At 73.9% G+C, this 23,824-nt stretch carries 24 protein-coding genes; 15 read left to right on the forward strand and 9 right to left on the reverse strand.

Annotation, left to right across the window (positions count from 1 at the left end):
- Window positions 1-21: 21 nt before the first annotated feature.
- A complete protein-coding gene (locus tag J2S66_RS00425) occupies window positions 22-168 on the forward strand; it encodes a hypothetical protein (RefSeq protein WP_310302198.1) in 147 nt (48 codons plus the stop codon).
- A 49-nt stretch (window positions 169-217) separates the two neighbouring features.
- A complete protein-coding gene (locus tag J2S66_RS00430; protein ID WP_310302201.1) occupies window positions 218-901 on the forward strand; it encodes a DUF6319 family protein in 684 nt (227 codons plus the stop codon).
- Window positions 902-1,225: 324 nt separating this feature from the next.
- On the opposite strand, the gene J2S66_RS00435 is transcribed toward J2S66_RS00430, so the two are convergent.
- The gene (locus J2S66_RS00435) at window positions 1,226-2,743 is read right to left on the reverse strand and encodes an alpha/beta hydrolase (protein WP_310302204.1); all 1,518 of its coding nucleotides are present in this window, start codon (window positions 2,741-2,743) and stop codon (window positions 1,226-1,228) included.
- 386 nt (window positions 2,744-3,129) lie between these two features.
- On the opposite strand from J2S66_RS00435, the gene J2S66_RS00440 reads away from it, so the two are divergent.
- Complete coding sequence (locus J2S66_RS00440) at window positions 3,130-4,038, forward strand: EamA family transporter (RefSeq protein ID WP_310314585.1); 909 nt, start codon at window positions 3,130-3,132, stop codon at window positions 4,036-4,038.
- A 19-nt stretch (window positions 4,039-4,057) separates the two neighbouring features.
- Here J2S66_RS00440 and J2S66_RS00445 read toward each other — a convergent pair whose 3' ends face one another.
- The 3 genes from J2S66_RS00445 to J2S66_RS00455 all read right to left on the reverse strand — a co-directional run bounded on the left by J2S66_RS00445 (window position 4,058) and on the right by J2S66_RS00455 (window position 6,429).
- On the reverse strand, window positions 4,058-4,516 hold the full coding sequence (locus J2S66_RS00445) for a hypothetical protein (protein ID WP_310302207.1): 459 nt from the start codon (window positions 4,514-4,516) through the stop codon (window positions 4,058-4,060).
- Window positions 4,517-4,527: 11 nt separating this feature from the next.
- Window positions 4,528-5,601, reverse strand: coding sequence for an ATP-dependent DNA ligase (locus J2S66_RS00450; RefSeq protein WP_310302213.1), 1,074 nt, complete (start codon window positions 5,599-5,601; stop codon window positions 4,528-4,530).
- 90 nt (window positions 5,602-5,691) lie between these two features.
- Window positions 5,692-6,429, reverse strand: a complete 738-nt coding sequence (locus J2S66_RS00455; RefSeq protein WP_310302216.1) for a pyrimidine reductase family protein — start codon at window positions 6,427-6,429, stop codon at window positions 5,692-5,694.
- Between the two features lie 39 nt (window positions 6,430-6,468).
- Here J2S66_RS00455 and zapE point away from each other — a divergent pair, with 39 nt between their 5' ends.
- The 3 genes from zapE to J2S66_RS00470 all read left to right on the forward strand — a co-directional run bounded on the left by zapE (window position 6,469) and on the right by J2S66_RS00470 (window position 9,588).
- Window positions 6,469-7,479, forward strand: coding sequence for a cell division protein ZapE (gene zapE / locus J2S66_RS00460; protein ID WP_310302219.1), 1,011 nt, complete (start codon window positions 6,469-6,471; stop codon window positions 7,477-7,479).
- A 100-nt stretch (window positions 7,480-7,579) separates the two neighbouring features.
- On the forward strand, window positions 7,580-7,822 hold the full coding sequence (locus tag J2S66_RS00465) for a DUF3040 domain-containing protein (protein WP_306750276.1): 243 nt from the start codon (window positions 7,580-7,582) through the stop codon (window positions 7,820-7,822).
- Window positions 7,823-7,968: 146 nt separating this feature from the next.
- Window positions 7,969-9,588, forward strand: a complete 1,620-nt coding sequence (locus J2S66_RS00470; protein ID WP_306750275.1) for an ABC-F family ATP-binding cassette domain-containing protein — start codon at window positions 7,969-7,971, stop codon at window positions 9,586-9,588.
- 170 nt (window positions 9,589-9,758) lie between these two features.
- On the opposite strand, the gene J2S66_RS00475 is transcribed toward J2S66_RS00470, so the two are convergent.
- The 4 genes from J2S66_RS00475 to rocD all read right to left on the reverse strand — a co-directional run bounded on the left by J2S66_RS00475 (window position 9,759) and on the right by rocD (window position 14,074).
- Window positions 9,759-10,616: an NAD(P)H-hydrate dehydratase gene (locus J2S66_RS00475; protein ID WP_310302223.1), complete on the reverse strand. Its 858-nt coding sequence runs from the start codon at window positions 10,614-10,616 to the stop codon at window positions 9,759-9,761.
- Window positions 10,594-11,298 carry a histidine phosphatase family protein gene (locus tag J2S66_RS00480; RefSeq protein ID WP_310302227.1) on the reverse strand — a complete coding sequence of 235 codons (705 nt, stop codon included), beginning with the start codon at window positions 11,296-11,298 and terminating at the stop codon, window positions 10,594-10,596. The genes J2S66_RS00475 and J2S66_RS00480 overlap by 23 nt, the downstream gene beginning before the upstream one ends.
- Window positions 11,299-11,380: 82 nt before the next feature.
- Window positions 11,381-12,754 (reverse strand): DUF2252 domain-containing protein, encoded by a 1,374-nt coding sequence (locus J2S66_RS00485; RefSeq protein WP_310302230.1) that lies wholly within the window; start codon window positions 12,752-12,754, stop codon window positions 11,381-11,383.
- A gap of 96 nt (window positions 12,755-12,850) precedes the next feature.
- Window positions 12,851-14,074 (reverse strand): ornithine--oxo-acid transaminase, encoded by a 1,224-nt coding sequence (gene rocD, locus J2S66_RS00490; protein ID WP_310302233.1) that lies wholly within the window; start codon window positions 14,072-14,074, stop codon window positions 12,851-12,853.
- A 141-nt stretch (window positions 14,075-14,215) separates the two neighbouring features.
- On the opposite strand from rocD, the gene J2S66_RS00495 reads away from it, so the two are divergent.
- The 7 genes from J2S66_RS00495 (at window position 14,216) to J2S66_RS00525 (ending at window position 21,277) form a co-directional block, all read left to right on the forward strand.
- Complete coding sequence (locus tag J2S66_RS00495) at window positions 14,216-15,082, forward strand: PPK2 family polyphosphate kinase (RefSeq protein WP_310302236.1); 867 nt, start codon at window positions 14,216-14,218, stop codon at window positions 15,080-15,082.
- A gap of 142 nt (window positions 15,083-15,224) precedes the next feature.
- Window positions 15,225-16,283, forward strand: coding sequence for a lactonase family protein (locus tag J2S66_RS00500; protein WP_310302239.1), 1,059 nt, complete (start codon window positions 15,225-15,227; stop codon window positions 16,281-16,283).
- Window positions 16,284-16,338: 55 nt separating this feature from the next.
- Entirely contained in the window at window positions 16,339-17,163 is an 825-nt protein-coding gene (locus tag J2S66_RS00505; protein WP_310302242.1) for an SGNH/GDSL hydrolase family protein, read from the forward strand.
- A gap of 33 nt (window positions 17,164-17,196) precedes the next feature.
- The gene (locus J2S66_RS00510) at window positions 17,197-18,000 is read left to right on the forward strand and encodes a HipA family kinase (RefSeq protein ID WP_310302245.1); all 804 of its coding nucleotides are present in this window, start codon (window positions 17,197-17,199) and stop codon (window positions 17,998-18,000) included.
- On the forward strand, window positions 17,984-18,373 hold the full coding sequence (locus J2S66_RS00515; RefSeq protein WP_310302248.1) for a DUF3037 domain-containing protein: 390 nt from the start codon (window positions 17,984-17,986) through the stop codon (window positions 18,371-18,373). Before J2S66_RS00510 ends, J2S66_RS00515 begins: the two co-directional genes overlap by 17 nt.
- 91 nt (window positions 18,374-18,464) lie before the next feature.
- Complete coding sequence (locus tag J2S66_RS00520) at window positions 18,465-19,607, forward strand: LCP family protein (RefSeq protein WP_310302251.1); 1,143 nt, start codon at window positions 18,465-18,467, stop codon at window positions 19,605-19,607.
- Between the two features lie 329 nt (window positions 19,608-19,936).
- The gene (locus tag J2S66_RS00525; RefSeq protein WP_310302254.1) at window positions 19,937-21,277 is read left to right on the forward strand and encodes a hypothetical protein; all 1,341 of its coding nucleotides are present in this window, start codon (window positions 19,937-19,939) and stop codon (window positions 21,275-21,277) included.
- A gap of 15 nt (window positions 21,278-21,292) precedes the next feature.
- Here the strand turns inward: J2S66_RS00525 and J2S66_RS00530 are convergent, their stop codons facing one another.
- Window positions 21,293-21,487: a hypothetical protein gene (locus J2S66_RS00530; protein WP_310302257.1), complete on the reverse strand. Its 195-nt coding sequence runs from the start codon at window positions 21,485-21,487 to the stop codon at window positions 21,293-21,295.
- Window positions 21,488-21,682: 195 nt separating this feature from the next.
- Between J2S66_RS00530 and J2S66_RS00535 the strand changes: the two genes are divergently transcribed.
- Both J2S66_RS00535 and J2S66_RS00540 read left to right on the forward strand, forming a co-directional pair.
- Entirely contained in the window at window positions 21,683-22,444 is a 762-nt protein-coding gene (locus J2S66_RS00535; RefSeq protein ID WP_310302260.1) for a 3-hydroxybutyrate dehydrogenase, read from the forward strand.
- A gap of 44 nt (window positions 22,445-22,488) precedes the next feature.
- A complete protein-coding gene (locus J2S66_RS00540) occupies window positions 22,489-23,820 on the forward strand; it encodes an MFS transporter (RefSeq protein WP_310302262.1) in 1,332 nt (443 codons plus the stop codon).
- The last annotated feature ends 4 nt before the right edge of the window (window positions 23,821-23,824 follow it).

Raw genomic sequence — 23,824 nt, forward strand, 5'->3', positions numbered from 1 at the left:
ACCGCCCGGCGTCCGTCCTCTGTGGACTTCCTGTTGCCTGCCGGCACGCCGTCGCGGGACGACCACGACCACCAGGACCGCGACGACCGCGACCGCCTGTTCCGCCGCCGCGCGGGGACGTCGCGCAGCCTCCACGACCGGCGGCTCGCGGGAATGTCGGTGCCGTAGGGCAAGCTTCACCCCGACAGGTCTTGTGCAAGTCGTGGAGGTAACCGAGATGGCGAAGGCGAAGAACTCGTTGTCCGAGGAGGACATCGACTTTTTGCGCGGGGAGCTGGCCGCGGGCCGCCCGGCCCAGGTCTGGTTCACCTCCGCCGCGGTCGGCGTGGAAGCGGGGCGCTCGGCGAAGGTCGTGGCGTTCACCGAGCCCGCCGAGGGCGACTTCATCCAGGTGCGGCCGACGGGGGACAAGGACGAGTTGTCGTTCTCGCCCGCCGAGCTGACCGTGGAGAAGCCCGCGCCGCGCAAGCGGACGTCCCCGCCCGCGAAGGAGCCGGAACCGGCCGCGCCCGCTCCGGTCGAGCACATCTACACGCCCGCGCCCCCGCCCGCGAAGCCCAGGGTCGCCGCGGCGCCCCCCGCGGCCGCCGCGGTCAAGCCCGTCGCCAAGCCGTCGGCGTCGCGCAAGCAGGCCAAGCCGGCCGAGGTGACCGTGACGCTGGTGTCCACGGCCGAGGGCGAGTGGACCGTCGACGTGCAGTGGGGCGCGAAGCGGACGCTGAAGGCCGCGCCCGTGGCCGCGTCGGCGGTGGCCGCGGCGGCGAAGCTGCTGCCCGCCGAGGTCGACGAGGCGGTGGAGAGCGTGCTCAGCGCGGCGCGGGAACGCCACCTCGCCCGGGTGGAGCAGCTGCGCGCCGAGCTGGAGGCCGCGCAGCGCGCGTTGGACGAGCTCACGGGCTGACAACCACGTATTGCAACATCTTGATGATTGGCGTTCCGCGATCGAGTGAAGGGACTTCCCACGCCCAGCGGTAGGGCGGACGGTGGGGTCGACCTAGGTTCGGTTCGGATGTCCGCGTTCGATTGTCCGCGTTCGACCACGGGGAGGCACACCATGGCGGTAGAGGTCACGACTGCCGAGCAGGTCCGGCTCGACGGCTGCGGTTGCTGCACCGGCTGCACGGGTCCGGGCTGCGGCTGCTGTTCGAGCTGCTAGACCACGCCGGTAGCCCCGGCCCCGGCCGCCCCAGCGCGCCGGGGTCGGGCAGGCCCGGGATGGGCCCGCTCAGGGCGGGCAGACGGTCCCGGACGTCGGGACCTTCGCGTCCACCAGGAAGTCCCGCGCCGCCGTCGTCGCGCACGACGAGTTGCCCAGCGCGCCGTGCCCGGCGCCCTGCCACCCGATGAGCACACCCGCCGGGAGGGCCTGCGCCGCCCGCTCGCCACCGGCCGCCGGCGTCACCGGGTCGGCCGCCGACGTCAGCACCACGATCGGGGGAGCGCCGACGAGCTTCGGCACCGTCGCCGGCTGCGGCACCGGGAACGGGCCGCAGGTGAGCAGCTTGCGGGCGAAGTAGGCGCCGAACAGCGGGTGCTTGCCGCGCCAGTCCTCGGTCAACCCCGCCACCCGCTCGGGCGGGATGCGCGTCGTGGTGTCGTTGCAGCCCGTGACGATGCCCGCGTCCAGCCACGGCGGGTTGTCGTCCGAGTCCAGCAGCAGCGGTTCGACGAACGACGTGAGCTTCGTTCCGTCACCGCCCTCCGCCGCCACCAGCGCGTCGGCCAGCGCGGGCCACCGCGGGCGGTCCGCGAGGCCCGCCAGCACGGCCACCGTCGCCGTGCCCGGCGTCAGGTCGACGTCCTCACCGCGGATCGGGGCGGTGCGCAACGTCCCCAGCAGGGCCTTGAACCGGTCCGTCGCCGCCGCGCCCAGCGGGCAGCCGCGCACCGCGCAGTCGGCCTGGAACGCGGCGAACGCCGCCTCCGCCGCCACCGCGCGCGCCTCGGTCACGCCCTGCACGTCCAGCGTCGGGTCCGGTGCGCCGTCGAACACCATCCGGCCGATCCGGTCCGGGAAGCGGCTCGCGTACAGGGTCAGCACCTTCGAGCCGTCGCCCACCCCGATCGCGTTGAGGTGGGGCACGCCCAACGCCTCGCGCAGCTGCTCCAGGTCGGCGGAGGCGCGCCACGAGTCGACCGCCGGCAGCCGGTTCTCCAGGTCGAGCACGCATTCCTGGCTGGCCCGGCCGACGGCCTCCAGCAGGTCGTCCTGCGTCTCCTCGGCCGGGTCGGACTCGACGATCCCGGCGCGCGCGACGTCCGGCACGCACTGCACCCCGTCGGACTGCCCGGTGCCGCGCCGGTCCACCCCGATCAGGGTGAAGGTGCTCAGCACGTCCGCGGGCAGCGACGCGGCCAACCGCGCCGCCTTGAGGCTCCCCGGCTCGCCGTCCGCGTCACCCACCACCACGAGCGGGCTGCCCCCGGTGCCGACGCGCAGCAACCCGAGGCCGAGACTGCCCCGGCCGGGCCGGCTCGGCGCGTCCAGCCGCACGGTCAGCTGGGCGCACTCGTACTCCCGGTTGCCGGCGGGGGCCGTGTCACCCATCCGGTCGAGGATCGAGTCCGTGCAGCCGCTCCACGACAGACCGACCTCGTCGCCCTCCGCCAGCGGCGGCACCTCACGGGGGCCGGACGGCACCACGACGGGCGGCTGGTCGCCGCCGTCGCCGTGCACGGCGATCACCGGACGGGTCGACGGGCCCGCGCTGCACGCGGCCAGCGCGCTCAAAGCCACCAGCATCAAGGCGGCGTGACGCCGACGCGGCACAGCGGTCCCTCGCTCTCTCCCAACAGCGTTGGCCCAGCCTCACACAGTCCAGGTGAGACTTCGGTGAGCGGGGAGTGTCGGTGATGTCCGGCAGAATGAAAGCAGGGGACCCCCTGGCGGGGACCTCTGCGCAGCGTGCGACGGGTTCGCGGCGGCGCGTGGGCGGAGTGCGTGCGCGGCGGGGTGCGTGCGCGGCGGGGTGCGTGCGGAATGGGGGCGGCCGGCGGCTGGGCGCGGTGGCGGTGAGCCGCGGCGGTGAGCGTGCGCGCCGTCACGGCACGAGCGGTGAGACGTGGGTCACCGGGGCCGGTCGGCGTGCGGTTCGCGGCGGTACCGGCGTGCAGGATGTACCCGTGGTGATGGTGCACGTCGAAGGTCTCCCGGAACGCGGCCACGGCCGGTGGGCCACCCCGCTCACGGCGGCGGCCCGGGCGTACGGGGCCATACCTCCGCCGGCGCTGGTCCTGCTCGGCATCGTGAGCGTGCAGGTGGGCGCGGCCGTCGCGAAGCAGCTGTTCGCCACCGCCGGGGCCGCGGGCACGGTGACGTTGCGGCTGGTGCTGGCCGCGGCGGTGCTGCTGCTCATCTGGCGGCCCTCGCTGCGGGTGGACGCCCGGACGTGGCTCGTCGTCGCCGGCTACGGCCTGGTGCTGGGCGCGATGAACCTCACCTTCTACCAGGCGATCAAGCACATCCCGCTGGGCGCGGCCGTCACGATCGAGTTCCTCGGGCCGCTGGCGGTGGCCGTGCTCGGCTCCCGGCGCTGGCTGGACGGCGCGTGGGCGCTGCTCGCGGCGGCCGGCGTGCTGCTGCTGACCAGGGTGGACGGTGGCCTCGCGCTGCCCGGCGTGCTGTTCGCGCTGTGCGCGGCGGCGTGCTGGGCCGGGTACATCCTGATGGCCGCGGCCCTGGGCAGCCGGACCTCCGACGGCGGCGGGCTCGCGCTGGCGATGGTGTTCGGCGCGGTGCTCGCGCTGCCGTTCGGCGTGGCCGAGGCGGGCACGGCGCTGCTCGACCCGGCGGTGCTGGTCGTGGGTGGCGCGGTGGCGCTGCTGTCGTCGGTGGTGCCCTACTCGCTGGAGCTGGAGGCGCTGCGCCGCATCCCGCCGCGCGTGTTCGGCATCCTGATGAGCCTCGAACCGGCGGTCGCCGCGCTGGCCGGTCTGGTGGTGCTCCACGAGGCCCTGCACCCGGCGCAGTGGGCCGCGGTGTTCTGCGTCGTCCTGGCCTCGGTCGGGGCGACCCGCACGGCGAGACCGGAGGGGTAGCCGCGGTGTCGGGCGGCGGTCAGGACCTCTCGGGCGGGGAACCGGGTGGCGGTGCCGGTTGCTCGACGCCCAGCGTGCCGTCGAGCAGCTCGCCGCCGCGCTTCTCGAACTCCGCCGCGTAGGCGGCCGAGTACCGCCGGTACGTGGCGAGCACGTCGCCGCCCGCCGCCACCTCGGCCCGGAACTCGTCGCGCATCAACCGCACGGCGTTCACGTCGTTGCGGCGCTTGCGGCTGTGCAGGTACGGCTTGAACGTCACGTTCAGCCCGCCCACCACGGCCGCCGCGAGCAGCAGCACCTTGCCGAGCACCGTCTCCGACGAGGTGAACCCCACCGCCAGCACGGCGGGCACCAGGATGAGCACGACCGTGTAGGCCATGCCGGTGCTGCGGTGCACCACCCGCCACAGCGACAGCCGCCGGCAGTCGCGCAGCATCCGGTCGTCCAGTTCCTGGACCAGCTCCTCCACGTCCCCCACGACCGAGCAGGCTACGCGGGCCGCACCTCGCCGCGCAGGACCGACTCCACGTCGTAGCGGGCGGGCTGCTCCAGCTGGTCGTAGCCGCACGAGGCGGGGTCGCGGTCGGGTCGCCAGCGGCGGAACTGGCCGTTGTGCCGCAGCCGGGCAGGCGCCGCGCCCTCGGTCTGCGAGTAGGCGATCTCCAGCACCCGCTCCGGGCGCAGCGGCACCCACTCGGCGTGCTTGCCGCGCCACCGGTTGATCTCGCCGGGCAGCCGGCGGCCGTCCGGCTCCACCAGCCACGGGTGGTCCCCGGACGTGATCAGCGGCGCGAACTCCTCGGCCAGCTCGCGCCGTTCGGCGGCCTTGAACGAGCCGACGACGCCCACGTGGTGCAGCACGCCCCGCTCGTCGTGCAGGCCCAGCAGCAGCGAGCCGACGGCGGTGCCGGGCTCGGTGTCCTTGTGCCAGCGCAGGCCCGCGACGACGCAGTCGGCGGTGCGCTGGTGCTTCACCTTCACCATGACGCGCTTGCCCGGCTCGTACGCCGCGCCGGCGGGCTTGCCGATCACGCCGTCCAGGCCCGCGCCCTCGAACAGCTCGAACCACTGCCCGGCCAGCGACGCGTCGGCCGTCGCGGGCGTCAGGTACAGCCCGTCACCAGGCGTGACCAGGGCTTCGAGGCGTGCCCGGCGCGCGGTCGTCGGCTCCTCCAGCAGCACGTCGTCGCCGAGCGCGAGCAGGTCGAACGCCACGAACCCGGCGGGCGTCCGCTCGGACAGCAGGGCGATGCGGCTGGCGGCCGGGTGGATGCGCTCGGACAGCGCGTCGAAGTCGAGCTTGCCGTCCTTGGCGACGACCAGCTCGCCGTCCAGCACCACCCTGGGTGGCAGGGTGCGCCGCAGCGCCGCCTCCGCCTCGGGGAAGTAGCGGTTGAGCGGCTTGCCGCTGCGCGACTGGAGGAACACCTCGTCCCCGTCGCGGAACACCAGGACGCGGTAGCCGTCGAACTTGGGCTCGAACAGCAGGTCGGAGCCGGTGGGGATCGTGTCCGCGGTGTTGGCCAGCATCGGCTGCACGGGAGGGGTCAGCGGGAGCGCCACGCGGTCATCCTGCCCCGCCGACCCGGTCGGCGCACCCGGTTCGACGGGGACGGTTCGACGGGGACGGGTCCGGCGCGGTCCCGGTCCGGGTCACGCGCGGCGGTAGCGCAGCAGCAGCGCGCTGTCGGCGTGCAGCACCGACGCCAGCTCCAGCGACCGGGGCGCCTCCGGCAGCGGGCCGTGCGCGATGCGCCCCGCGTCGCCGCCGACGAGCAGCGGCGAGAACGTCACGCACAGCACGTCCACCAGGTCCGCCGCGATCAGCGAGCCGAACAGGCCGGGCCCGCCCTCGCAGTCGACGCGGCGCAGGCCCCGCTCGTCCAGCGCCCGCAGCGCCGCCGCCGGGTCCACCGACCCGTCGCCCGCGACCACCACGTCCGCGCCCGCGTCGGCCAGCGCGTCGCGCCGTTCCCGGGGCGCGGACCCGGCGGTCAGCACGATCGTCGGCACGGCGGTGTCCGCGACCAGCGGCGACGACGGCTCGATCGAGCACCGCGCGGTGACCACCGCGATCGGCGGCACGGGCGAGAGCCCCAGCCGGGACCGCCGCTCGGCGCGTACCTCCGTCGCCCTCACCCCGCGGTAGCCCTCCGCGCGGGCCGTCCCGGCGCCCACCAGCACCACGTCGCACAGGTCGCGGCCCAGCGCGAACACCTTCTTGTCGGCGGCGTTGCCCAACCCGCCGGACCGCCCGTCGACGGACACCGCCCCGTCCACGCTGGACACGAAGTTGACCTGCACGAACGGCCGGTCGAGGTCGTCCGGGTAGGCGTAGAGCCGCTCCAGGTCCGCGTCGGTGATCCCGTCCCCGCGTGGTGGCCACAACATCCGCACCACCACATCCCAGCACGCCGTTAGGCTTCGGGCATGTCCGCCCCACCGCGCCTGTCCGACCGCACCCCGCACGTCGAGGCGGACGAGCTGGTCGGGGCGATGGTCCCGCCGCCGAGGTTCGGCGGCGTGCGGTTCGACACCTACCTCCCCAACCCCGACGAGCCCAGCCAGGCCGCGGCCGTCACCGCGTGCCGGGAGTTCGCCGAACGGGTCTCCGGGGGAGGCGACCGGGGGTGGCTCGGGTCGCTGTTCAAGCGGTCGCAGCCGGACGACGCCAAGCCCGGCCTCTACCTCGACGGCGGTTTCGGCGTCGGCAAGACCCACCTGCTGGCCTCGATCTGGCACGCCGTGCCCGGCCCCAAGGCGTACGGCACGTTCGTCGAGCTGACCAACCTCGTCGGCGCGCTCGGGTTCCCGGAGACCGTCGCCCGGCTGTCCGGGCACCGGCTGCTCGCGATCGACGAGTTCGAGCTGGACGACCCGGGCGACACGATGCTGGTGACCCGCCTGATCAAGGAGCTGACCGCGGCGGGCGTGTCGATCGCCGCCACGTCCAACACGCTGCCGGACAAGCTCGGCGAGGGCCGGTTCGCCGCCGCCGACTTCCTGCGCGAGATCCAGTCCATGTCGGCGAGGTTCACCGTGGTCCGGGTCGACGGCCCCGACTACCGGCACCGCGGCCTGCCCGACGCGCCGCCCCCGATGAGCGACGACGACCTGGTCGCCAAGTCCGAGGGCACCCCCGGCAGCACGCTCGACGACTTCGCCGACCTGTGCGCGGCGCTGGCGAAGATCCACCCGTCGAGCTACGGCCGGCTCGTCGACGGCGTCACCGCCGTGCACCTGCGGGGCGTGCGGCCCGCGCCCGACCAGGCCGTCGCGCTGCGCCTCGTCGCGCTCGGCGATCGCCTCTACGACCGCGACATCCCGGTGGCCGTCTCCGGTGAGCCGCTCTCCGAGCTGTTCACCGCCGAGATGCTGCGCGGCGGGTACCGGAAGAAGTACCTGCGGGCGGTGTCGCGGCTCGTCGCCCTGTCCCGTTGATCACCATCCCTGACCAGGGTCGATAGCCCGAACGGGGAGGATCGCGGACTCCGTTCGGGGCCGGTTTTGCGGGGTTCGCGCCGGGTATCCGGTGCTGGTGATGAGCGAAGCGGAACGCCGCACCCTCAGCGAGATCGAGTCCAGACTGATGGTCGAGGAGCCGGCCCTGGCCACGGCCCTCGTCGCCGGGAAAGCCCGGCACCCCGTGCTCAGCCACGCCCTCGTGGCCGTGTTCGCCGGCCTGGGCGTGCTGCTGCTGACCCTCGGGTCCTTCGGCCCGGCGCTGGCGTCGCTCGGCTTCGGCGCGCTGCTGCTGCTCATGAAGGGCTACAGCTGGCGGTAGCGCGCACCAGACACCGACACCGACACCGGTCCTGACCGCCGCGGCGGCGCTCATCCCGCGCGCGGCCGGTCACGACCCGGACCCGTTTCACCCCGAACCCGGAAACCGGCTGGCCACCGGGACCGTCCATCACCCACCATGCCGTCGTGGGATTCCTGGACGCCAACGGCCTCGCCTTCCGCCTGCCCGACGGCCGCGAGCTGTTCCGCGACGTGTCGTTCAAGGTGGGCGGCACCGACGTGGTCGCCCTCGTGGGCGCGAACGGCGTGGGCAAGACGACCCTGCTGCGCATCCTGTCCGGTGAACTGGACCCGACGGCGGGCAGCGTCCGCGTGCAGGGCGGCCTCGGGGTCATGCCCCAGTTCGTCGGCTCCGTGCGCGACGCCTCCCTGGTGCGCGACCTGCTGCTGGCGGCCTCCCCGGCGCCGCTGCGGGCCGCCGCCGCCGAACTGGACGCCGTCGAGCTGGCCATGATGGAGACCGACGACGAGCCCACCCAGATGCGCTACGCCGACGCGCTCACCGCGTGGGGCGAGGTCGGCGGCTACGACGCCGAGGTGCTGTGGGACACGGTGACGGTCGCCGCGCTGGGCGTGCCGTTCGACCGCGCGCGCTTCCGCGAGGTCCGCACCCTCTCCGGTGGCGAGCAGAAGCGGCTGGTGCTGGAGGCGCTGCTGCGCGGCCCCGAGCAGGTGCTGCTGCTGGACGAGCCGGACAACTACCTCGACGTGCCGGGCAAGCGGTGGCTGGAGGAGCGGCTGCGGTCCGCCGGGAAGGCCGTGCTGCTGGTCAGCCACGACCGGGAGCTGCTGAACGTCGCCGCGACGCAGGTCGTGACCGTCGAGGCGCACTCGGCGTGGACGCACGCCGGGTCGTTCGGCACGTGGCACGCCGCCCGCACCGCCCGGATCGCCCGCCTCGCCGAGCAGCACCGCCGGTGGGACGAGGAGCACGAGCGGCTGCGCGACCTCGTCCGCACCCTCCAGGTGCAGGCGAGGATCAGCGAGGTCATGGCCGCGAAGTACCGCGTGCAGAAGGCGAAGCTGGAGCGGTTCGAGGAGGCCGGGCCGCCGCCCGAGCTGCCCGCGGACGAGAAGGTCGCGCCCCGGCTGCGCGGCGGGCGCACCGCCGTGCGCGCCATCACGTGCGAGGACCTGGAGCTGACCGGCCTGATGAAGCCGTTCTCCACCGAGGTGTTCTTCGCCGACCGGGTGGCCGTGCTCGGGTCGAACGGGTCGGGCAAGAGCCACTTCCTGCGACTGCTCGGCGGCGGCGACGTCGCGCACACCGGCGTGTTCCGGCTGGGCGCGCGCGTGGTGCCCGGCCTGTTCGCGCAGACCCACCAGCACCCGGAGTGGATCGGCCGCACCCTCGTCGACGTGCTGTGGCACGGCGAGGGCGGGCGCAAGGGCCTCGACCGGGGCGCCGCGATGGCCGTGCTCAGCCGGTACGGGCTGGGCAAGCAGGGCGACCAGCGGTTCGAGACGCTGTCCGGCGGTCAGCAGGCGCGGTTCCAGGTGCTGCTGCTGGAGCTGTCCGGCGCGACCCTGCTGCTGCTCGACGAGCCGACCGACAACCTCGACCTGAACTCGGCCGAGGCGCTCCAGAACGCCCTGGAGGAGTTCACGGGCACCGTCGTGGCCGTCACCCACGACCGCTGGTTCGCCCGCACCTTCGACCGCTTCCTCCTGTTCCGCTCGGACGGCGAGGTGGTGGAGGTCGACGAACCGGTCTGGGACGAAGCCCGCGTGGCCAGGACCCGCTGACCGGGAGTCCAACCCCCAGGTCGCGAGAGTCCAACCCCCGGGAGCCGTGAGTTCTACGTTCAGGACCCCTCGCTGACCGGCGGGACCAGCCGATCGTGGACCTCGGGGCGCCCGAACGTAGAACTCTCGCGACCTGGGTGTTGGACTCTCGGGGTGTGCGCCGTCCGGGGCTAGCGGGAGCGCAGCTCCACCAGGACGTGCGGCACCTCGTCGAGCAGCTCGCGGGCCAGCATCCCGGTCAGGCCGGTGCGCGGCACGAGCCGCTGACCGGCCATGGCGTGCACGTGCCCGGCCCAGCAGGTCGCGCGGGCCAGGTCGTCGTCGCGCGCCAGCAGGCCGCCGACCAGGCCCGCGAGCACGTCACCGCTGCCCGAGGTGCCCAGTCCGACGTGCCCGGTGGCGTCCTGCCACACCCGGCCGTCCGGTGCGGCCACCACGCCCATCAGGTTGACCACGGCGTCGTGCCGGTCGGCGATGGCCACCGCCGCCTTCACGTGGTCGTCCACGTCCTCGCCGCCCAGCAGGTACTTCGCCTCCACGGTGTTCGGCGTGAGCACCATCCGGCCGCGCACCGGGTCGCCCAGCTCGGGGTGCGTGCCCAGCGCGCCCAGCGCGAACGCGTCGAGCACCACCGGCCCCCGCGCGGCCGGCAGCAGGCGCTCCAGCAGGGCCGCCGTCTCGTCCGGGTCGACCAGGCCGGGCCCGACGACCAGCGACGCGGCGTCGCCCACGAGGTCGCCCAGCACGTCGGCGGCCTCCCGCGACACCGCCCCCGAGCCGGTCTCCGGCAGGCCCACGACCATCGCCTCCGGCACGGCCAGGCCCAGGCCGGAGGCGTGCCGGTCGGCGGTGGCCAGCTGGAGGGTGCCCGCGCCGGTGCGCAGCGCCGCGATGCCGCTCAGCAGCACCGCCCCCGGCACCCGCCGCGACCCGCCGACGACCAGGACGGTGCCGTGGTCCTCGCGGTCGGGAAGCCACTCCCGCAGCAGCGCGGACGTGATGGGTTCAGGCCGATCGGGTGGTGGCATCCTCGGTCTCCGTGGGCTCGGCTCCGTGCTCGACCAGGTGGTCGGCGTCGAACTCCCTCTCCAGTACCCACGCGCCGTCCTCCCGATGCCACGAGGTGAGCGACCCGTTCGGCACGGTGGAGTTGTGCGCGTACGCCAGCATGTCCCGCTCCGGCACGCACTCCAGCAGGTAGCGCAGCAGGAACGGGGTGATCTCGTGCGCGAACAGCAGCACCCGCGCGCCGTCCAGGTCGCGCAGCAGCGACCGCAGCCGCAGCGCCACGTCCGCCCACGACTCGCCGCCCGGCGGCCGGTAGTAGAACTTGCCCAGCCTGCGCCTGCGCACCACCTCGTCGGGGTAGCGCGCGGCGACGCCGTGCGTGGTCAGCAGGTCCAGCACGCCCAGTTCGCGGTCGCGCAGCCGTTCGTCGACGAGCATCCTGGGGTGCCCGCGCAGGGCGTGCGCCGCGGTGTCGACGGCCCGCCGGTAGGGCGAGGCCACCACCACGTCCGGCCACTGCTCGCGCGGCATCGCGGCGAACCAGCGGCCGAGCGCCCGGCCCTGCCGCTCGCCCTCCTCCGACAGCGGCACGTCCGCGTCGCGCTGCCTGATGTCGATGACCTCGTGCCCGCCGGACTCGGCCACCTCGCGGGCCACGTTGCCGGTGCTCTCGCCGTGCCTGATCACTCCGATCCAGTCCACCCGCACGAACTTAGCCCTCCCGGGCGCGGCGGGCACTCCGACGAGGGAGTCACTCCGGTGAGAGGTCGTCCCGGCGCGGGGGTCACCCGATCTCGGCCGGCAACCGACCGGACTTGACGGCGCGCACCAGCTCCTCGTGGTCGGCGCACGTCCGGTCGGCGTAGTCCAGGGCGTAGCGGGCGATGGCGTCGTCCAGGCCGTCGCCGCCCGCGCAGTACCCGGCCAGCAACCTCGGGTCGAGCGAGCGGCTGTGCGCGCGGGCCAGCAGCGCGCCCGCCAGCCGGCCGTAGTCGTCCAGGTCCTCGCGCTTGAGGGTGGTCGCGTCGATCTCGCCCTTGCGGTTGCGGAACTGCCGCACGATGTAGGGCCTGCCCTCGATGGTGGTCCAGCCGAGCAGGATGTCGGTCTCGGCCTGCACGAGCCGCGCGCCGTGCACGATCCGCTTGCCCTCGTGCCTGACCGGCGCGGTGTTCAGGAAGGGCGCCAGCGCGGACGGCCGGGCCTCCTTGGCCTGGAGCACCAGCGCCTCGTCGCCGTTGCCGTGCAGCAGCACGAGGTAGTTGCGCAGGCCGACGCTGCCCGTGCCGACCACGCGGAACGCCACGTCGGACACGCCGTAGCGCATGATCAGGTTGTAGCGGGACTCGCGCAGGGTGTCCACGTAGGACGGCAGCGCGTCGACCACGGCCCGCGCGGTGCCCGGCGTGACGCGGGTCAGCACGGGCGGGTCCGCGATGAACCGCCAGTGCTCGCCCTCCCGGCGGGTCCACTTCGCGGCGACCCGGGCGCTGGTGTTCCTGCGCGCCTTGGACGCGGCCTTGGTGAAGTGGTCGAGCAGGTCGTCGGCCTTGGTGCTGGACAGCGCCGACTCGTCGCCCAGGGCGCTCCACGACTCCAGGAACGGCATGGCGGCCAGGCGCCGCAGGGCGCTGCGGTAGGCGTTGACGGCGTCCTCGGCGGCGTCGCGACAGCCCTTCTCCGACACGCCGCCCTCGCGGCCCGCCAGCACCAGCGACGTCGCCAGCCGCTTGAGGTCCCACTCCCACGGGCCGGGCAGCGTCTCGTCGAAGTCGTTGACGTCCATGACGATCGTGCCCTCGGGCGTGCCGTAGAGCCCGAAGTTCGCCGCGTGCGCGTCCCCGCACAGCTGCGCGTCCAGCCCCGTGCGGGCGCCGGCCACGAGGTCGCCCGCCATCAGGCCCGCGCTGCCCCGGAAGAACGCGAACGGCGAGGCGAGCATGCGGCCGACCCGCAGCGGCACCAGCTCGGGCAGCCTGCCCTCGTTGGACGCGTCGACGAACTCGACCACGGACGGCCGGTCGTGCGCCAGGAGCACCTCGCGGTGCGCCTCGTGGCCCACCGCGGCCCGCAGCTCCCGACCTCGGGCCAGGACCTCCTCCGGCTCGACCCACCGGCCCAGCGCCTGCGCCGCCTCGGCCCGCTTCCGTTCACCCATGCGGGTAATGATGCGCGTCGAGGCCGGCGGGTACACCGACCTCTACACGTCTGTGACCTGCGAAATCAGCCTCGCGGGTACAAATCGGGCAGAGAGCTACCCGCGAGCGCGGAGAACCTGCCCGATCGCGTCGATCCCGCGGTCGAGGTCCTCGTGGGAGATCATCAGCGGCGGCGCGACGCGCAGGGTGGTGTCCTGGGTCTCCTTGCAGAGCACGCCCAGCCCGGCCAGCGCCTCGGACGCCTCCCGGCCGCGCGGCCCGCCGGGGGCGATCTCCACGCCCGCCCACAGCCCCCGCCCGCGCACCTCGGCCACGCCGTGCCCGACCAGCTCGCCGAGCCGCGCGTGCAGGTGGGCGCCCAGCTCGCGGGACCGCCGCTGGTACTCGCCGGTCGCCAGCAGCCGCACCACGGCCCGCCCGACCGCGCACGCCAGGGGGTTGCCGCCGAACGTCGAACCGTGCTCGCCGGGCCGCAGCACGCCCAGCACGTCGCGCGACCCGACCACCGCGGACACCGGCAGGATGCCGCCGCCGAGCGCCTTGCCCAGCGTGTACAGGTCGGCGCGCACGCCCTCGTGGTCGAGCGCGAAGAGCTCGCCGGTGCGGCCCAGCCCGGACTGGATCTCGTCGGCGATCATCAGCACGCCGCGCTCGTCGCACAGCTCCCGCACGCCCCGCAGGTAGCCGGCGGGCGGCACGACCACGCCCGCCTCGCCCTGCACGGGCTCCAGCAGCACGGCGGCGGTGCGGTCGGTGACCGCGGCGCGCAGGTCGTCGAGCGAGCCGTACCGCACGACGCGGAAGCCCGGCGTGAACGGCCCGAAGTCGTCGCGGGCGGTGTCGTCGGTGGAGAACGACACGATCGTCGTGGTGCGGCCGTGGAAGTTCGACCCGGCCACCACGATCTCCGCCTCGCCCGCCGGCACCCCCTTCACCCGGTACGCCCACTTGCGGGCCACCTTGATCGCCGACTCGACGGCCTCGGCGCCGGAGTTCATCGCGAGCACCAGGTCGGTGCCGGTCAGCTCGGCCAGCTCGCGGCAGAACGCGCCGAACTGGTCGTGGTGGAACGCGCGGCTGGTGAGCGTGACGCGGCCGAGCTGCTCCACCGCCGCGGCCACCAGGTCGGGGTGCCGGTGCCCGAAGTTCAGCGACGAGTAGCCCGACAGGAAGTCCAGGTAGCGGCGTCCCTCGACGTCGGTCACCCACGCGCCCTCGCCGTGCGAGATCACGACCGGCAGCGGGTGGTAGTTGTGGGTGCTCCATTCCTCGTCGAGCGCGATGAACTGCTCCGTGGCGGGGAGGAAGGTGGCGGTCATGTCACCAGGCTAAGGGGCCGATGCCAGCGATTTCAGCCGCTAGCCGTTGCGCATCCGGCGAGTTCGTTGCGCAATCCGGTCGTTCGGCGGCGATTCGTTGCATGAGGTGCACCGCCCTGGCGGGCGGGCTAGGTTGCGACGATGGCGAAGAAGTCGGCGCAGGTCCAGTCCGTTTCCGACATCTTCCGGGTGAACCCGGGATCGATGGACCTCGCGGCACTCGACCCGGCCGCCACCCCGATCGGTCCCCGCTCGAAGGAGGAGGCCGCGGGGGAGGTCGCGCGCATCGGCGAGGAGTTGGACGAACTCCAGGAGGCGCTCTTCGCGGAGGGCGTCGGCGGCGGCCGGCGCCGCGTGCTGCTGGTGCTCCAGGGCATGGACACCTCGGGCAAGGGCGGCACGATCCGGCACGTCCTGGGCCTGGTCAACCCGCACGGCGTGCGGGTCGCCGCGTTCGGCAGGCCCACCCCCGAGGAGCGGTCGCACGACTTCCTGTGGCGCATCCGCCGCCAGGTCCCGCCGCCCGGCTACCTGGGCGTCTTCGACCGCTCGCACTACGAGGACGTGCTCGTCGCGCGGGTGGACGGGCTGGTGCCCGAGGACGAGTGGCGACGCCGGTACGCGCTGATCAACGAGTTCGAGGCGGACCTGGTCGAGCAGGGCGTGACCCTCGTGAAGTGCTTCCTGCACATCTCGCCCGAGAAGCAGAAGGAACGGCTCCTCGCCCGCCTGGAGGACCCGCTCAAGCAGTGGAAGTACGACCCGGCCGACCTCGCCGCGCGGGCGAAGTTCTCCGCCTACCGGGAGGCCTACCGGGACGCGCTGGCCCGGTGCTCCGAGGCCGCGCCCTGGTACGCGGTGCCGGCGGACCGCAAGTGGTACCGCAACTGGGCGGTGGCGAGCCTGCTCCTCGGGGCGCTTCGGGACCTCGCCCCCCGGCGGCCCGCGCCCTCGTACGATCCGGAGGTCGAGTTGGCACGCCTCCGGGACGCCGACCCGTTGCGCTAGACGCAATCTTCATTGCGCCTCTTGCTCTGCCGGAGTGGTCTGGGCCACTGTGGAACCGCCGCGGGCGGGCGAGCGGAGGTTCGGTGTGGCTGTGGACAGGCGGCGGTTCCTGGGGGCGGTTGGCGTGGGAGCGGGGTTGCTGATGACCGAGGGTGTGGCCGAAGCGCGCGGAGAGGTGCGCGCCTACCTGGGCACCTACACCACGTGGCCGGGTGGCGGCACGGGGTTGGGGCTGGGCGCGTTCGACCCCGCGACCGGGCGGCTGCGGGTGACCGGTGTGGTGGAGGACGTGGTCAACCCGTCGTTCGTGGTCGACGCGGGCAGGTTCGCCTACGCGGTCAACGAGCGGTCCGACGGCGAGGTGACCGCGCTGGCGGTCGGCGCGGACGGCGTGCCCAAGGTGCTGAACAGCCGGAGCACCGGTGGCGCGGACCCGTGCCACCTCACCCTGCACGAGGGGTTCCTGCTGTCGGCGAACTACAGCTCGGGCAGCGTCGCCGTGCACCCGGTGCGCTCCGACGGCGGGCTGGGCGAGCGCACCGACCTCGTGCGGCACCAGGGCTCCGGGCCGGACCCCGAGCGCCAAGAGGGGCCGCACGCCCACCAGGTGCTGCCCGACCCGCGCGGCGAGTTCGTGCTCGCCGTCGACCTGGGCACCGACTCGGTCTACAGCTACAAGCTGGAGGAGGCCGGCACGCTGACCCTCGCGGGCACCGCGCGCCTGCACCCCGGCGCCGGGCCGCGGCACCTCGCGTTCCACCCGAACGGCAGGTTCGCCTACATCGCCAACGAGCTGGACTCCACGATCGTGGTGGCGAGCTACGAGCGCGGCGCCCTCAAGCCCGGACCGAGGCTGAGCACGCTGCCCGAGGGCGCGCCCACCACCCCGCGCAACTACCCGGCCGAGGTCGTGGTGTCGCCGGACGGCCGGTTCGTCTACCTCTCCAACCGGGGGCACGACAGCGTCGCCGTGTTCGCCGTCGAACGGTCCGGCGCGGCGTTGCGGCTGGTCGGCGCCACGCCGGTGGGCGGGCAGTACCCGCGGCACATCGTGCTCGACCGGGCCGGGAGGTTCCTGCTGGCCGCCAACCAGAACTCCGGCGACGTCACGGTGTTCGCCGTCGACCGGGCCACCGGCGGACTTCGGCAGGTGTCGTCGACCGACGCGCCGATCCCGGTCTGCGTCGCCTTCCGGGGGTAACACCACCGGGTCCATTTCGGCCGCGCGGACCGTCCACAGTGGTACGACCACCACCATGAAGACGATCGTGGTCGCACTCCTCATGGTCCTCGCCACCGCGCCGGCCGCCTGGTCGGCGCCCGCCGTTCCCGAGCCCGCCGCGCTGGAACTCGTCTCGCTGGGCGACTCCTACGCGGCGGGCCTCGGCGCGGGCGACGAGGCCCAGGACGACTGCCGGCGCAGCCCGCACGCCTACCCGAACCTGCTCGCCGCACGCACCGGCGCCACCCTGGTGACCGTTGCCTGCTCCCAGGCCACCACCGCGGAAGTCACCGCCCAGGCCGACCGCGTCACCCCCGAGACCGGGCTCGTCACCGTGCAGGCGGGCGGCAACGACGCCGGGTTCAAGGACGTCATGGTCACCTGCACCCTCAGCGACGACCAGGGGTGCCGCGACCGCGTCGCCACCGCCGAGGCGTTCATCCGCGACGAGCTGCCCGGCCGCCTCGACGTCCTCTACGGGAAGGTGCGCGACCGGCTGGGCGACCGCGCGAACCGCCGTTCGTCCGGCCGCTCGTCCGACCGGGCGGACGTCGTCGTGGTCGGCTACCCGAAGCTGTTCTCGTTCGGCTCGTGGTGCCTGATGACCGGGCCCAAGCGGGAGGCGCTCAACCACGCCGTCGACGTGATCACCGAGGTCACCGCCGCGCGGGCGGAGGCCGCCGGGTTCCGGTTCGCCGACGTGCGCGACGAGTTCAGCGGGCACGGCGCGTGCGCGGCCGACCCGTGGGTGAACGGCCTCGTCCTCGTCCCCGTCGACCGCTCCTACCACCCCAACCGCGCCGGTCACGCGTCCGGCTACCTGCCGGCCGTGGCGGCCCTGGCGGGCTCCGCGGCGTAACCGGTTGGCGGTCCGCGCCCGGCATTGACGATGATGCCGGGCGTGAACCCCACGAACGGGCTGCGCCAGGTCGCGGCCACCCGCTACGTCACGCCCCTGCGGGAGGGCGGTTCGTTGCCGGGCCTCGTCGAAGCCGACGACCTCGGCATGTACGTGCTCAAGTTCCGGGGCGCGGGCCAGGGCGTGAAGGCGCTGATCGCCGAGATCGTCGTCGGTGAGCTGGCCCGCCGCCTCGGCTTCCGCGTGCCCGAGCTCGTGCTCGTGGAGCTGGACCCCGAGCTGGGCCGCGCCGAGCCCGACCAGGAGGTCCAGGAGCTGCTCAAGGCCAGCGGCGGCCTGAACCTGGGGCTGGACTACCTGCCCGGCTCGTTCGACTACAACCCGGTGGTGCGCGAGCCGTCCACCGACCTGGCGACCCGGCTGCTGTGGCTGGACGCCCTGACGCTCAACGTCGACCGGAGCTGGCGCAACCCCAACACGCTGCTGTGGCACCGGGAGCTGTGGCTCATCGACCACGGCGCCTCGCTGTACTTCCACCACTCGTGGCGGCCCGAGCGGTTCCCCGCGGCGACCTACCGGTTCGACGCGGCCGACCACCTGATGCTGCCGTTCGCCGGCCCGCCGGCCGACGTGGACGCCGAGCTGACCGCCCGCGTGACCCCGGAACTGGTGCGCGAGGTGCTGGCGCTCGTGCCCGACGAGTGGCTCGCGCAGGACGAGGCGTTCGGCACGCCGGACGCCGTGCGCGGCGCGTACGAGCAGTTCTTCACCTCCCGCCTGGCCGCGCCGCGGACGTGGGTCGACGCACTGGAGGCCGCCCGTGCCGCACGTGTTTGAGTACGCGCTGCTGCGCGCCGTGCCCCGCCAGGAGCGCGGCGAGTTCGTCAACGTCGGCGTCCTCGTCTACTGCAAGGACCTCGACTTCCTCGGTGCGCGCGTGCACGTGGACGAGAAGCGGGTGCTGGCGCTCGACCCGTTCCTGGACGTCGAGGTGCTGCGGGCGAGCCTGGAGCACCTGGGGCTGTCGTGCGACGGCTCGTCGACCGCCGGTCCGGTGGCGCGCACGTCGGCCGGACAGCGGTTCCGGTGGCTCACCGCGCCCCGGTCCACCATCGTGCAGACCTCGCCCGCGCACACCGGCCTCACCGACGACCCGGTGGCCGAGCTGGACCGCCTGCTGGCCGCCCTCGTGCTCCCGCCGGACCACTAGGGCGCGGCCCGGCCACTAGGCTGGCAACCTCTCGCCACGCGTCGCGTCCTTATCTGCGAGCAGTGGCCGACACACGGAGCGGGGTCGTCAGATGAACGGCGGGTATCAGCAGGGCGGGTACCAAGGGGGAGGGCGCCCCGCGCAGCGTCCTCCCCAGCAGCGCACGCGTGCCTACCCGCAACCCGGCTACCAGCAGCCGCAGCAGGGCGCTCGCCAGGGTGGCGGTCGGGCACCCGCCGTCGCGAGGGCCGGTGCCGGCGGCTACCGGCAGGCGCCGCCGCGCCGCAAGCGCAGGGTCGGCCGGATCGTCGCGGTCGTGCTGGTGCTGCTGCTGGCGCTCGGCGTCGGCATGTGGGTGTACGTCGACTCGTCGCTGCGCCGCATCGACGCGCTCGGCGACTACGAGGGCCGGCCGGCGGACACCCCGGGCACCAACTGGCTGCTCGTCGGGTCCGACGCGCGCGACGACCTGACCGAGGAGCAGAAGGCCGAGCTGGCCACCGGTGACGCGGGCGGCCGGCGCACCGACACGATCATGCTGCTGCACATCCCGGACGGCTCCGGGAAGGCGACGCTGGTGAGCGTGCCGCGCGACTCGTACGTGGACATCCCCGGCAACGGCAAGAACAAGATCAACGCGGCGTTCGCGATCGGCGGGCCGTCGCTGCTGGTGCAGAGCCTCGAAGGCGCGACCGGAATCCACGTCGACCACTACATGGAGATCGGCTTCGGCGGGTTCGCCGGGATCGTGGACGCCATCGGCGGCGTGGACATGTGCATCGACGAGCCGATGCAGGACCCGTTGGCGGGCCTGGACCTCCAGCCCGGCTGCCAGGAGCTGAACGGCGCGCAGGCGCTCGGTTTCGTGCGGACCCGCGCGTTCGCCACGGCCGACCTCCAGCGCGTGCAGAACCAGCGCAAGTTCCTGGCCGCGCTGAGCGACAAGGCCACCAGCGTCGGCGTGCTGGCGAACCCGTTCCGCGCGTTCCCGCTGCTGTTCGCGAGCACCGACTCGATCTCGGTCAACTCCGACGACCACCTGCACCACCTCGCGGGCATGGCGTTCGCGATGGGCGGGGGAGTGGACACGGTCACGGTGCCCGTGGGCGGCACGCCGACCGTGCCCGGCGCGGGCTCCGTGGTCCAGTGGGACCGCGACAACGCCCTGCGCCTGTTCGGCGCCCTGGAGAAGGACGAACCGGTCCCGGCGGACCTCCTGGAACAACCGAAGTAACCACCCGCGAGTCGTAAGCCCGCGCCCCGCGAGTCGTAAGTCCGCGCCCGGCGAGTCGTAAGTCCGCGCCCCGCGAGTCGTACGTCCACGCTCTGGCTCGAACCTACGACTCGTCGGGCGCGGCCCTACGACTCGCCGGGCGCGGACTTACGACTCGCGGGGCGCGGGCTTACGACTCGCGGGGGTTGGACTTACGACTCGCGGGTGCGGACTTCTTGTGCCGGTTGGACTCCGGTGTCACCTAGGCGGATGGGACGGTGGGCGTTGAGGCGCTCATCGCATCGCGGCGCCGAGCGGCACCGCTCGCCCTCCGGGCGCGTCCGAGTGGCATGACGGGGGAGAAGGACGAGGTCGAGCCGCCCGCTTGGGCGGTGTGGGTGGCGCGCGCCGTGGCGGTGCTGGTCGTGGTGCCGGTGCGGTTGGCGTGGGAGGCGGTGCACCGCCTGGTGCTGCGCCCGGTCGCCGCGTCGGCGACGAGGGTGTGGGCGTTCGGCGGGAAGGTGGTCCGCTCGTTCCGTGCGGCTCTCGGTCCGGTGGGCCGTGGTGTGGCGCGGGTGACGGGCGCGGTGGGACGCGGCCTGCGCGCGATCGGGCACCTGGTGGCCGGCGCGGTCGGGCGGTTCGCGGTGCGGCCGGTGTCGCGGGCGGGGCGGTGGGTGCTCGTCGCGGTCCTGCGTCCGGTGGGACGGGGTGTGCGCGCCGGTGCGGGGGCTGTGGGGCGGAGGTTGCGCGCCGGTGCGGGGGCGGTCGGGCGCGGGCTGCGTGCCGTCGGGGCGGTGGTCGGACGTGGGTCGCGCGCCGCCGCCGGGGGTGCGGGGCGTGGGCTGCGTGCCGTCGCCAGGGTGGTGGGACGCGGGTTGCGCGTCGGTGGCGAGGCGGTGCGCCGGGCGGCGCGGTGGACGTTCGCGGTGGTGGCCCGACCGGCGGGGCGCGGGGTGCGCGCGGCGGGGCGGTGGGTGTCGCGGGAGCTGGTGCGGCCTGCCGGTCGCGGACTGCGCGGGGTGGGGCGCGTGCTCGTGCTCGACCCGGCGCGGTGGGTGTGGCGGACGGGCGCGGTGCCGGTCGGTCGTGGGCTGTCGTGGGTGTGGCGACACGTCGTGGTGCGGGCGGCCTGGGCGGTCGGGGCCGGGTTGCGGTGGGTTCGGCGGCAGGTCGGGGATGGCCTGCGGTCGGTGGGGAGGTGGGTCGGGCGTGGCCTGCGGTGGGTCGGGGACGGCCTGCGGTGGGTCGGGTGGTGGGTCGGGCGCGGCCTGCGGTGGGTCGGCTGGAACGTGGTGGTCCGACCCCTGCGGGGTGTGGGCGCCGGGTTGTGGTGGCTGCTCCGGCTGTTCCTGGGCGCGCTGGTGTGGGCGTTCCGGCGGGTCGGGCGGGCGTTGGCGGCGGTGGGGCGCCGCCTGCGCGCCGGGGCGGTGTGGGTGTTCCGGCGGGCTCTGCGGCCGCTGGGGCGGGGACTCGCGCGCGCCTGGCGGGCGCTGGTCGTGACCCCGGCCCGGTGGGTGCGGGACACCGTGCTGGCGCCGGTCGGCCGCGGGGTCCGTCGGGTCTGGTGGGGCGCGGTCGTCGCACCGGTGCGCTGGGTGCGCGGTTCGGTGGTCGCACCGATCGGCCTGGCCGGTCGACGGGTGCGCCGCCAGCTCCGCGCGGCCTTCCGCCGCCGTCCCCGTGACTGACGCGCGCCCCGCCGGTCAGCCGGTCGTGGTGTCGGCGGCCTGGTCGATGGTCCCCGAGGTCGTCTCGACAGCGGCCCCGGTGGCCCCGGTGTCCGGGGCGTCGGCCCGCTCCCCGTTCTCCGCGGTCCCGTCGGTCGGCACGCCCCGGCTCGCCAGGATGATCCCCTCGAACTCGCGCAGCAGGTCGTCGTAGATCGGCGTGAGTGACACTTGGTAACTCCCATAGCCTGGTTGGTCCCCCGATCGGGCCAAAGCAGACTACTCATGTCGCAACGCCAACTTCAGTCGGTATTCACGAAGTCGATGCCCGTGTCACTCACTGTTGCCTGAACACACCCGACGCCCGCACGTTGTGTAGACCACTCACATGGGCGGAGAACCGCAGGTCACCTAGCGTTTCGGGCCATGACGAGTGTCCCCGGTCACAGCGACGACCTCTCCGGCCGCACCGCCCTGGTCACCGGCGCCGCCGGCGGCATCGGGCGGGCGGTGGCGGTGGCGCTCGCCGCAGCCGGCGCGAAGGTGCACGTGGTGGACCGCGACGCCGACGGCGTGGCCGAGGTCGCCCGGCAGGTCGGCGGCACCGGCCACGCCGTCGACCTGACCGGCGACGTGTCCGGCCTGCCCACCGAGGTCGACGTCCTGGTCAACAACGCGGGCCTCCAGCACGTCGCCCCCGTCCACGAGTTCCCGCCGGAGCGGTTCGAGCTGCTCCAGCGGGTCATGGTGACCGCGCCGTTCCTGCTCGCCCGCCACGTCCTGCCGCACATGTACCACCGCGGCTGGGGCCGGGTCGTCAACCTCTCCAGCGTGCACGGCACGCGCGCGAGCGCCTTCAAGTCCGCCTACGTCGCCGCCAAGCACGGCCTGGAGGGCCTGAGCAAGGTCATCGCGCTGGAGGGCGCGCCGCACGGCGTCACCAGCAACTGCGTCAGCCCCGGCTACGTCCGCACGCCCCTGGTCGAGAACCAGGTCGCCGACCAGGCCAGGGCGCACGGCATCGACCCGGACCGCGTGCTCGCCGACGTGCTGCTGGCCCGGCACGCCATCAAGCAGCTCGTGGAACCGGACGAGGTGGCCTCCGTCGTGCGGTGGCTGTGCGGCGCGCACTCCGGCCACGTCACCGGCGCCTCGTTCACGATCGACGGCGGCTGGACCGCCCAGTAACCCCCTTCCCCCGCAAGCACACCCCCAACGAAGTGGTGACCGCCATGACCGTGCAGAACCCGCCGAAACCCGGCTTCGCCAAGGTCGTCATAGGCAGCCTCGTCGGAACCACCGTCGAGTGGTACGACTTCTTCCTCTACGGCTCGGCCGCCGCGCTGGTGTTCAACAAGCTGTTCTTCCCCAGCGCCGACCCGCTCGTCGGGACGCTGCTCGCGTTCACCACCTACGCGATCGGCTTCCTGGCCCGACCGCTCGGCGGCCTGGTGTTCGGCCACTACGGCGACAAGCTCGGCCGCAAGAAGCTGCTCGTGCTGAGCCTGCTGCTGATGGGCGCCGCGACGTTCGCCATGGGCCTGCTGCCCACGTACGCCACCATCGGCGTGGCCGCGCCCCTGCTGCTGACGCTGCTGCGGCTGGTCCAGGGCTTCGCGCTCGGCGGTGAGTGGGGCGGCGCGGTGCTCATCGTGTCCGAGCACGGCAGCGCGGCGCGGCGCGGCTTCTGGGCGTCGTGGCCGCAGGCGGGCGCGCCGATGGGCAACCTGCTCGCCACCGCCGTGCTCGCCGTCCTGGCCGCCGTGCAGAGCGACGAGGCGTTCCTGTCGTGGGGCTGGCGCGTGCCGTTCCTGCTGTCCGGCGTGCTGGTCCTCATCGGACTGTGGATTCGGCTCAGCGTCGAGGAATCGCCCGTGTTCCTGGAGGCGCAGCGCCGGGCCGAGGCGACCAGGCAGCCCGAGAAGGCCCCGATCGTGTCGGTGGTGCGCCACCACTGGCGCGAGGTGCTGATCGCCATGGGCGCGCGCATGGCGGAGAACGTGTCGTACTACGTGATCACCGCGTTCATCCTGGTCTACATCACCACCGAGCTGGAAATGCCGCGCTCGGCGGGCCTCAACGCGGTGCTCATCGCGTCCTTCGCCCACCTGGTCACGATTCCGCTGTGGGGCGCGCTGTCGGACCGCATCGGCCGCCGCACCACCTACCTGATCGGCGCGGTCGGCATGGCCGCGTGGATGTTCGCCTTCTTCGCCCTGCTGGACACGAAGTCGTTCGTGCCCATGACGCTCGCCGTCACGATCGGCCTCGTGCTGCACGGCGCCATGTACGGCCCGCAGGCCGCGTTCTTCTCCGAGCTGTTCGGCACGAAGGTCCGCTACTCGGGCGCGTCCATCGGCTACCAGCTCGCGTCGATCGCGGCGGGCGCCGTGGCCCCGCTCATCGCCACCGCCCTGCTGGCCGCGTACCGGAGCACCCTGCCCGTCGTGCTGTACGTGGTGGCGATGTGCGTGATCACGGTGATCGCCGTGGTGGCGGCCAAGGAGACGAAGGGGACGTCGCTGGACCGGACCACCGGGGAGCGCTCCTCGGTGACAGCATGAGCGC

Source organism: Saccharothrix longispora (assembly GCF_031455225.1).
In the GTDB taxonomy this organism is placed as follows: domain Bacteria; phylum Actinomycetota; class Actinomycetes; order Mycobacteriales; family Pseudonocardiaceae; genus Actinosynnema; species Actinosynnema longispora.

Coding starts and splice junctions, on each gene's coding strand:
- J2S66_RS00510 (WP_310302245.1), top strand. CDS start 17,197: ATGCCGGGCGTGAACCCCACGAACGGGCTGCGCCAGGTCGCGGCCACC.
- J2S66_RS00485 (WP_310302230.1), bottom strand. CDS start 12,754: ATGGGTGAACGGAAGCGGGCCGAGGCGGCGCAGGCGCTGGGCCGGTGG.
- J2S66_RS00440 (WP_310314585.1), top strand. CDS start 3,130: ATGGTGCACGTCGAAGGTCTCCCGGAACGCGGCCACGGCCGGTGGGCC.
- J2S66_RS00535 (WP_310302260.1), top strand. CDS start 21,683: ATGACGAGTGTCCCCGGTCACAGCGACGACCTCTCCGGCCGCACCGCC.
- J2S66_RS00430 (WP_310302201.1), top strand. CDS start 218: ATGGCGAAGGCGAAGAACTCGTTGTCCGAGGAGGACATCGACTTTTTG.
- J2S66_RS00500 (WP_310302239.1), top strand. CDS start 15,225: ATGACCGAGGGTGTGGCCGAAGCGCGCGGAGAGGTGCGCGCCTACCTG.
- J2S66_RS00465 (WP_306750276.1), top strand. CDS start 7,580: ATGAGCGAAGCGGAACGCCGCACCCTCAGCGAGATCGAGTCCAGACTG.
- J2S66_RS00525 (WP_310302254.1), top strand. CDS start 19,937: ATGACGGGGGAGAAGGACGAGGTCGAGCCGCCCGCTTGGGCGGTGTGG.
- J2S66_RS00520 (WP_310302251.1), top strand. CDS start 18,465: ATGAACGGCGGGTATCAGCAGGGCGGGTACCAAGGGGGAGGGCGCCCC.
- J2S66_RS00495 (WP_310302236.1), top strand. CDS start 14,216: ATGGCGAAGAAGTCGGCGCAGGTCCAGTCCGTTTCCGACATCTTCCGG.
- J2S66_RS00455 (WP_310302216.1), bottom strand. CDS start 6,429: ATGTTGTGGCCACCACGCGGGGACGGGATCACCGACGCGGACCTGGAG.
- J2S66_RS00435 (WP_310302204.1), bottom strand. CDS start 2,743: ATGCTGGTGGCTTTGAGCGCGCTGGCCGCGTGCAGCGCGGGCCCGTCG.
- J2S66_RS00540 (WP_310302262.1), top strand. CDS start 22,489: ATGACCGTGCAGAACCCGCCGAAACCCGGCTTCGCCAAGGTCGTCATA.
- zapE (WP_310302219.1), top strand. CDS start 6,469: ATGTCCGCCCCACCGCGCCTGTCCGACCGCACCCCGCACGTCGAGGCG.
- rocD (WP_310302233.1), bottom strand. CDS start 14,074: ATGACCGCCACCTTCCTCCCCGCCACGGAGCAGTTCATCGCGCTCGAC.
- J2S66_RS00475 (WP_310302223.1), bottom strand. CDS start 10,616: ATGCCACCACCCGATCGGCCTGAACCCATCACGTCCGCGCTGCTGCGG.
- J2S66_RS00505 (WP_310302242.1), top strand. CDS start 16,339: ATGAAGACGATCGTGGTCGCACTCCTCATGGTCCTCGCCACCGCGCCG.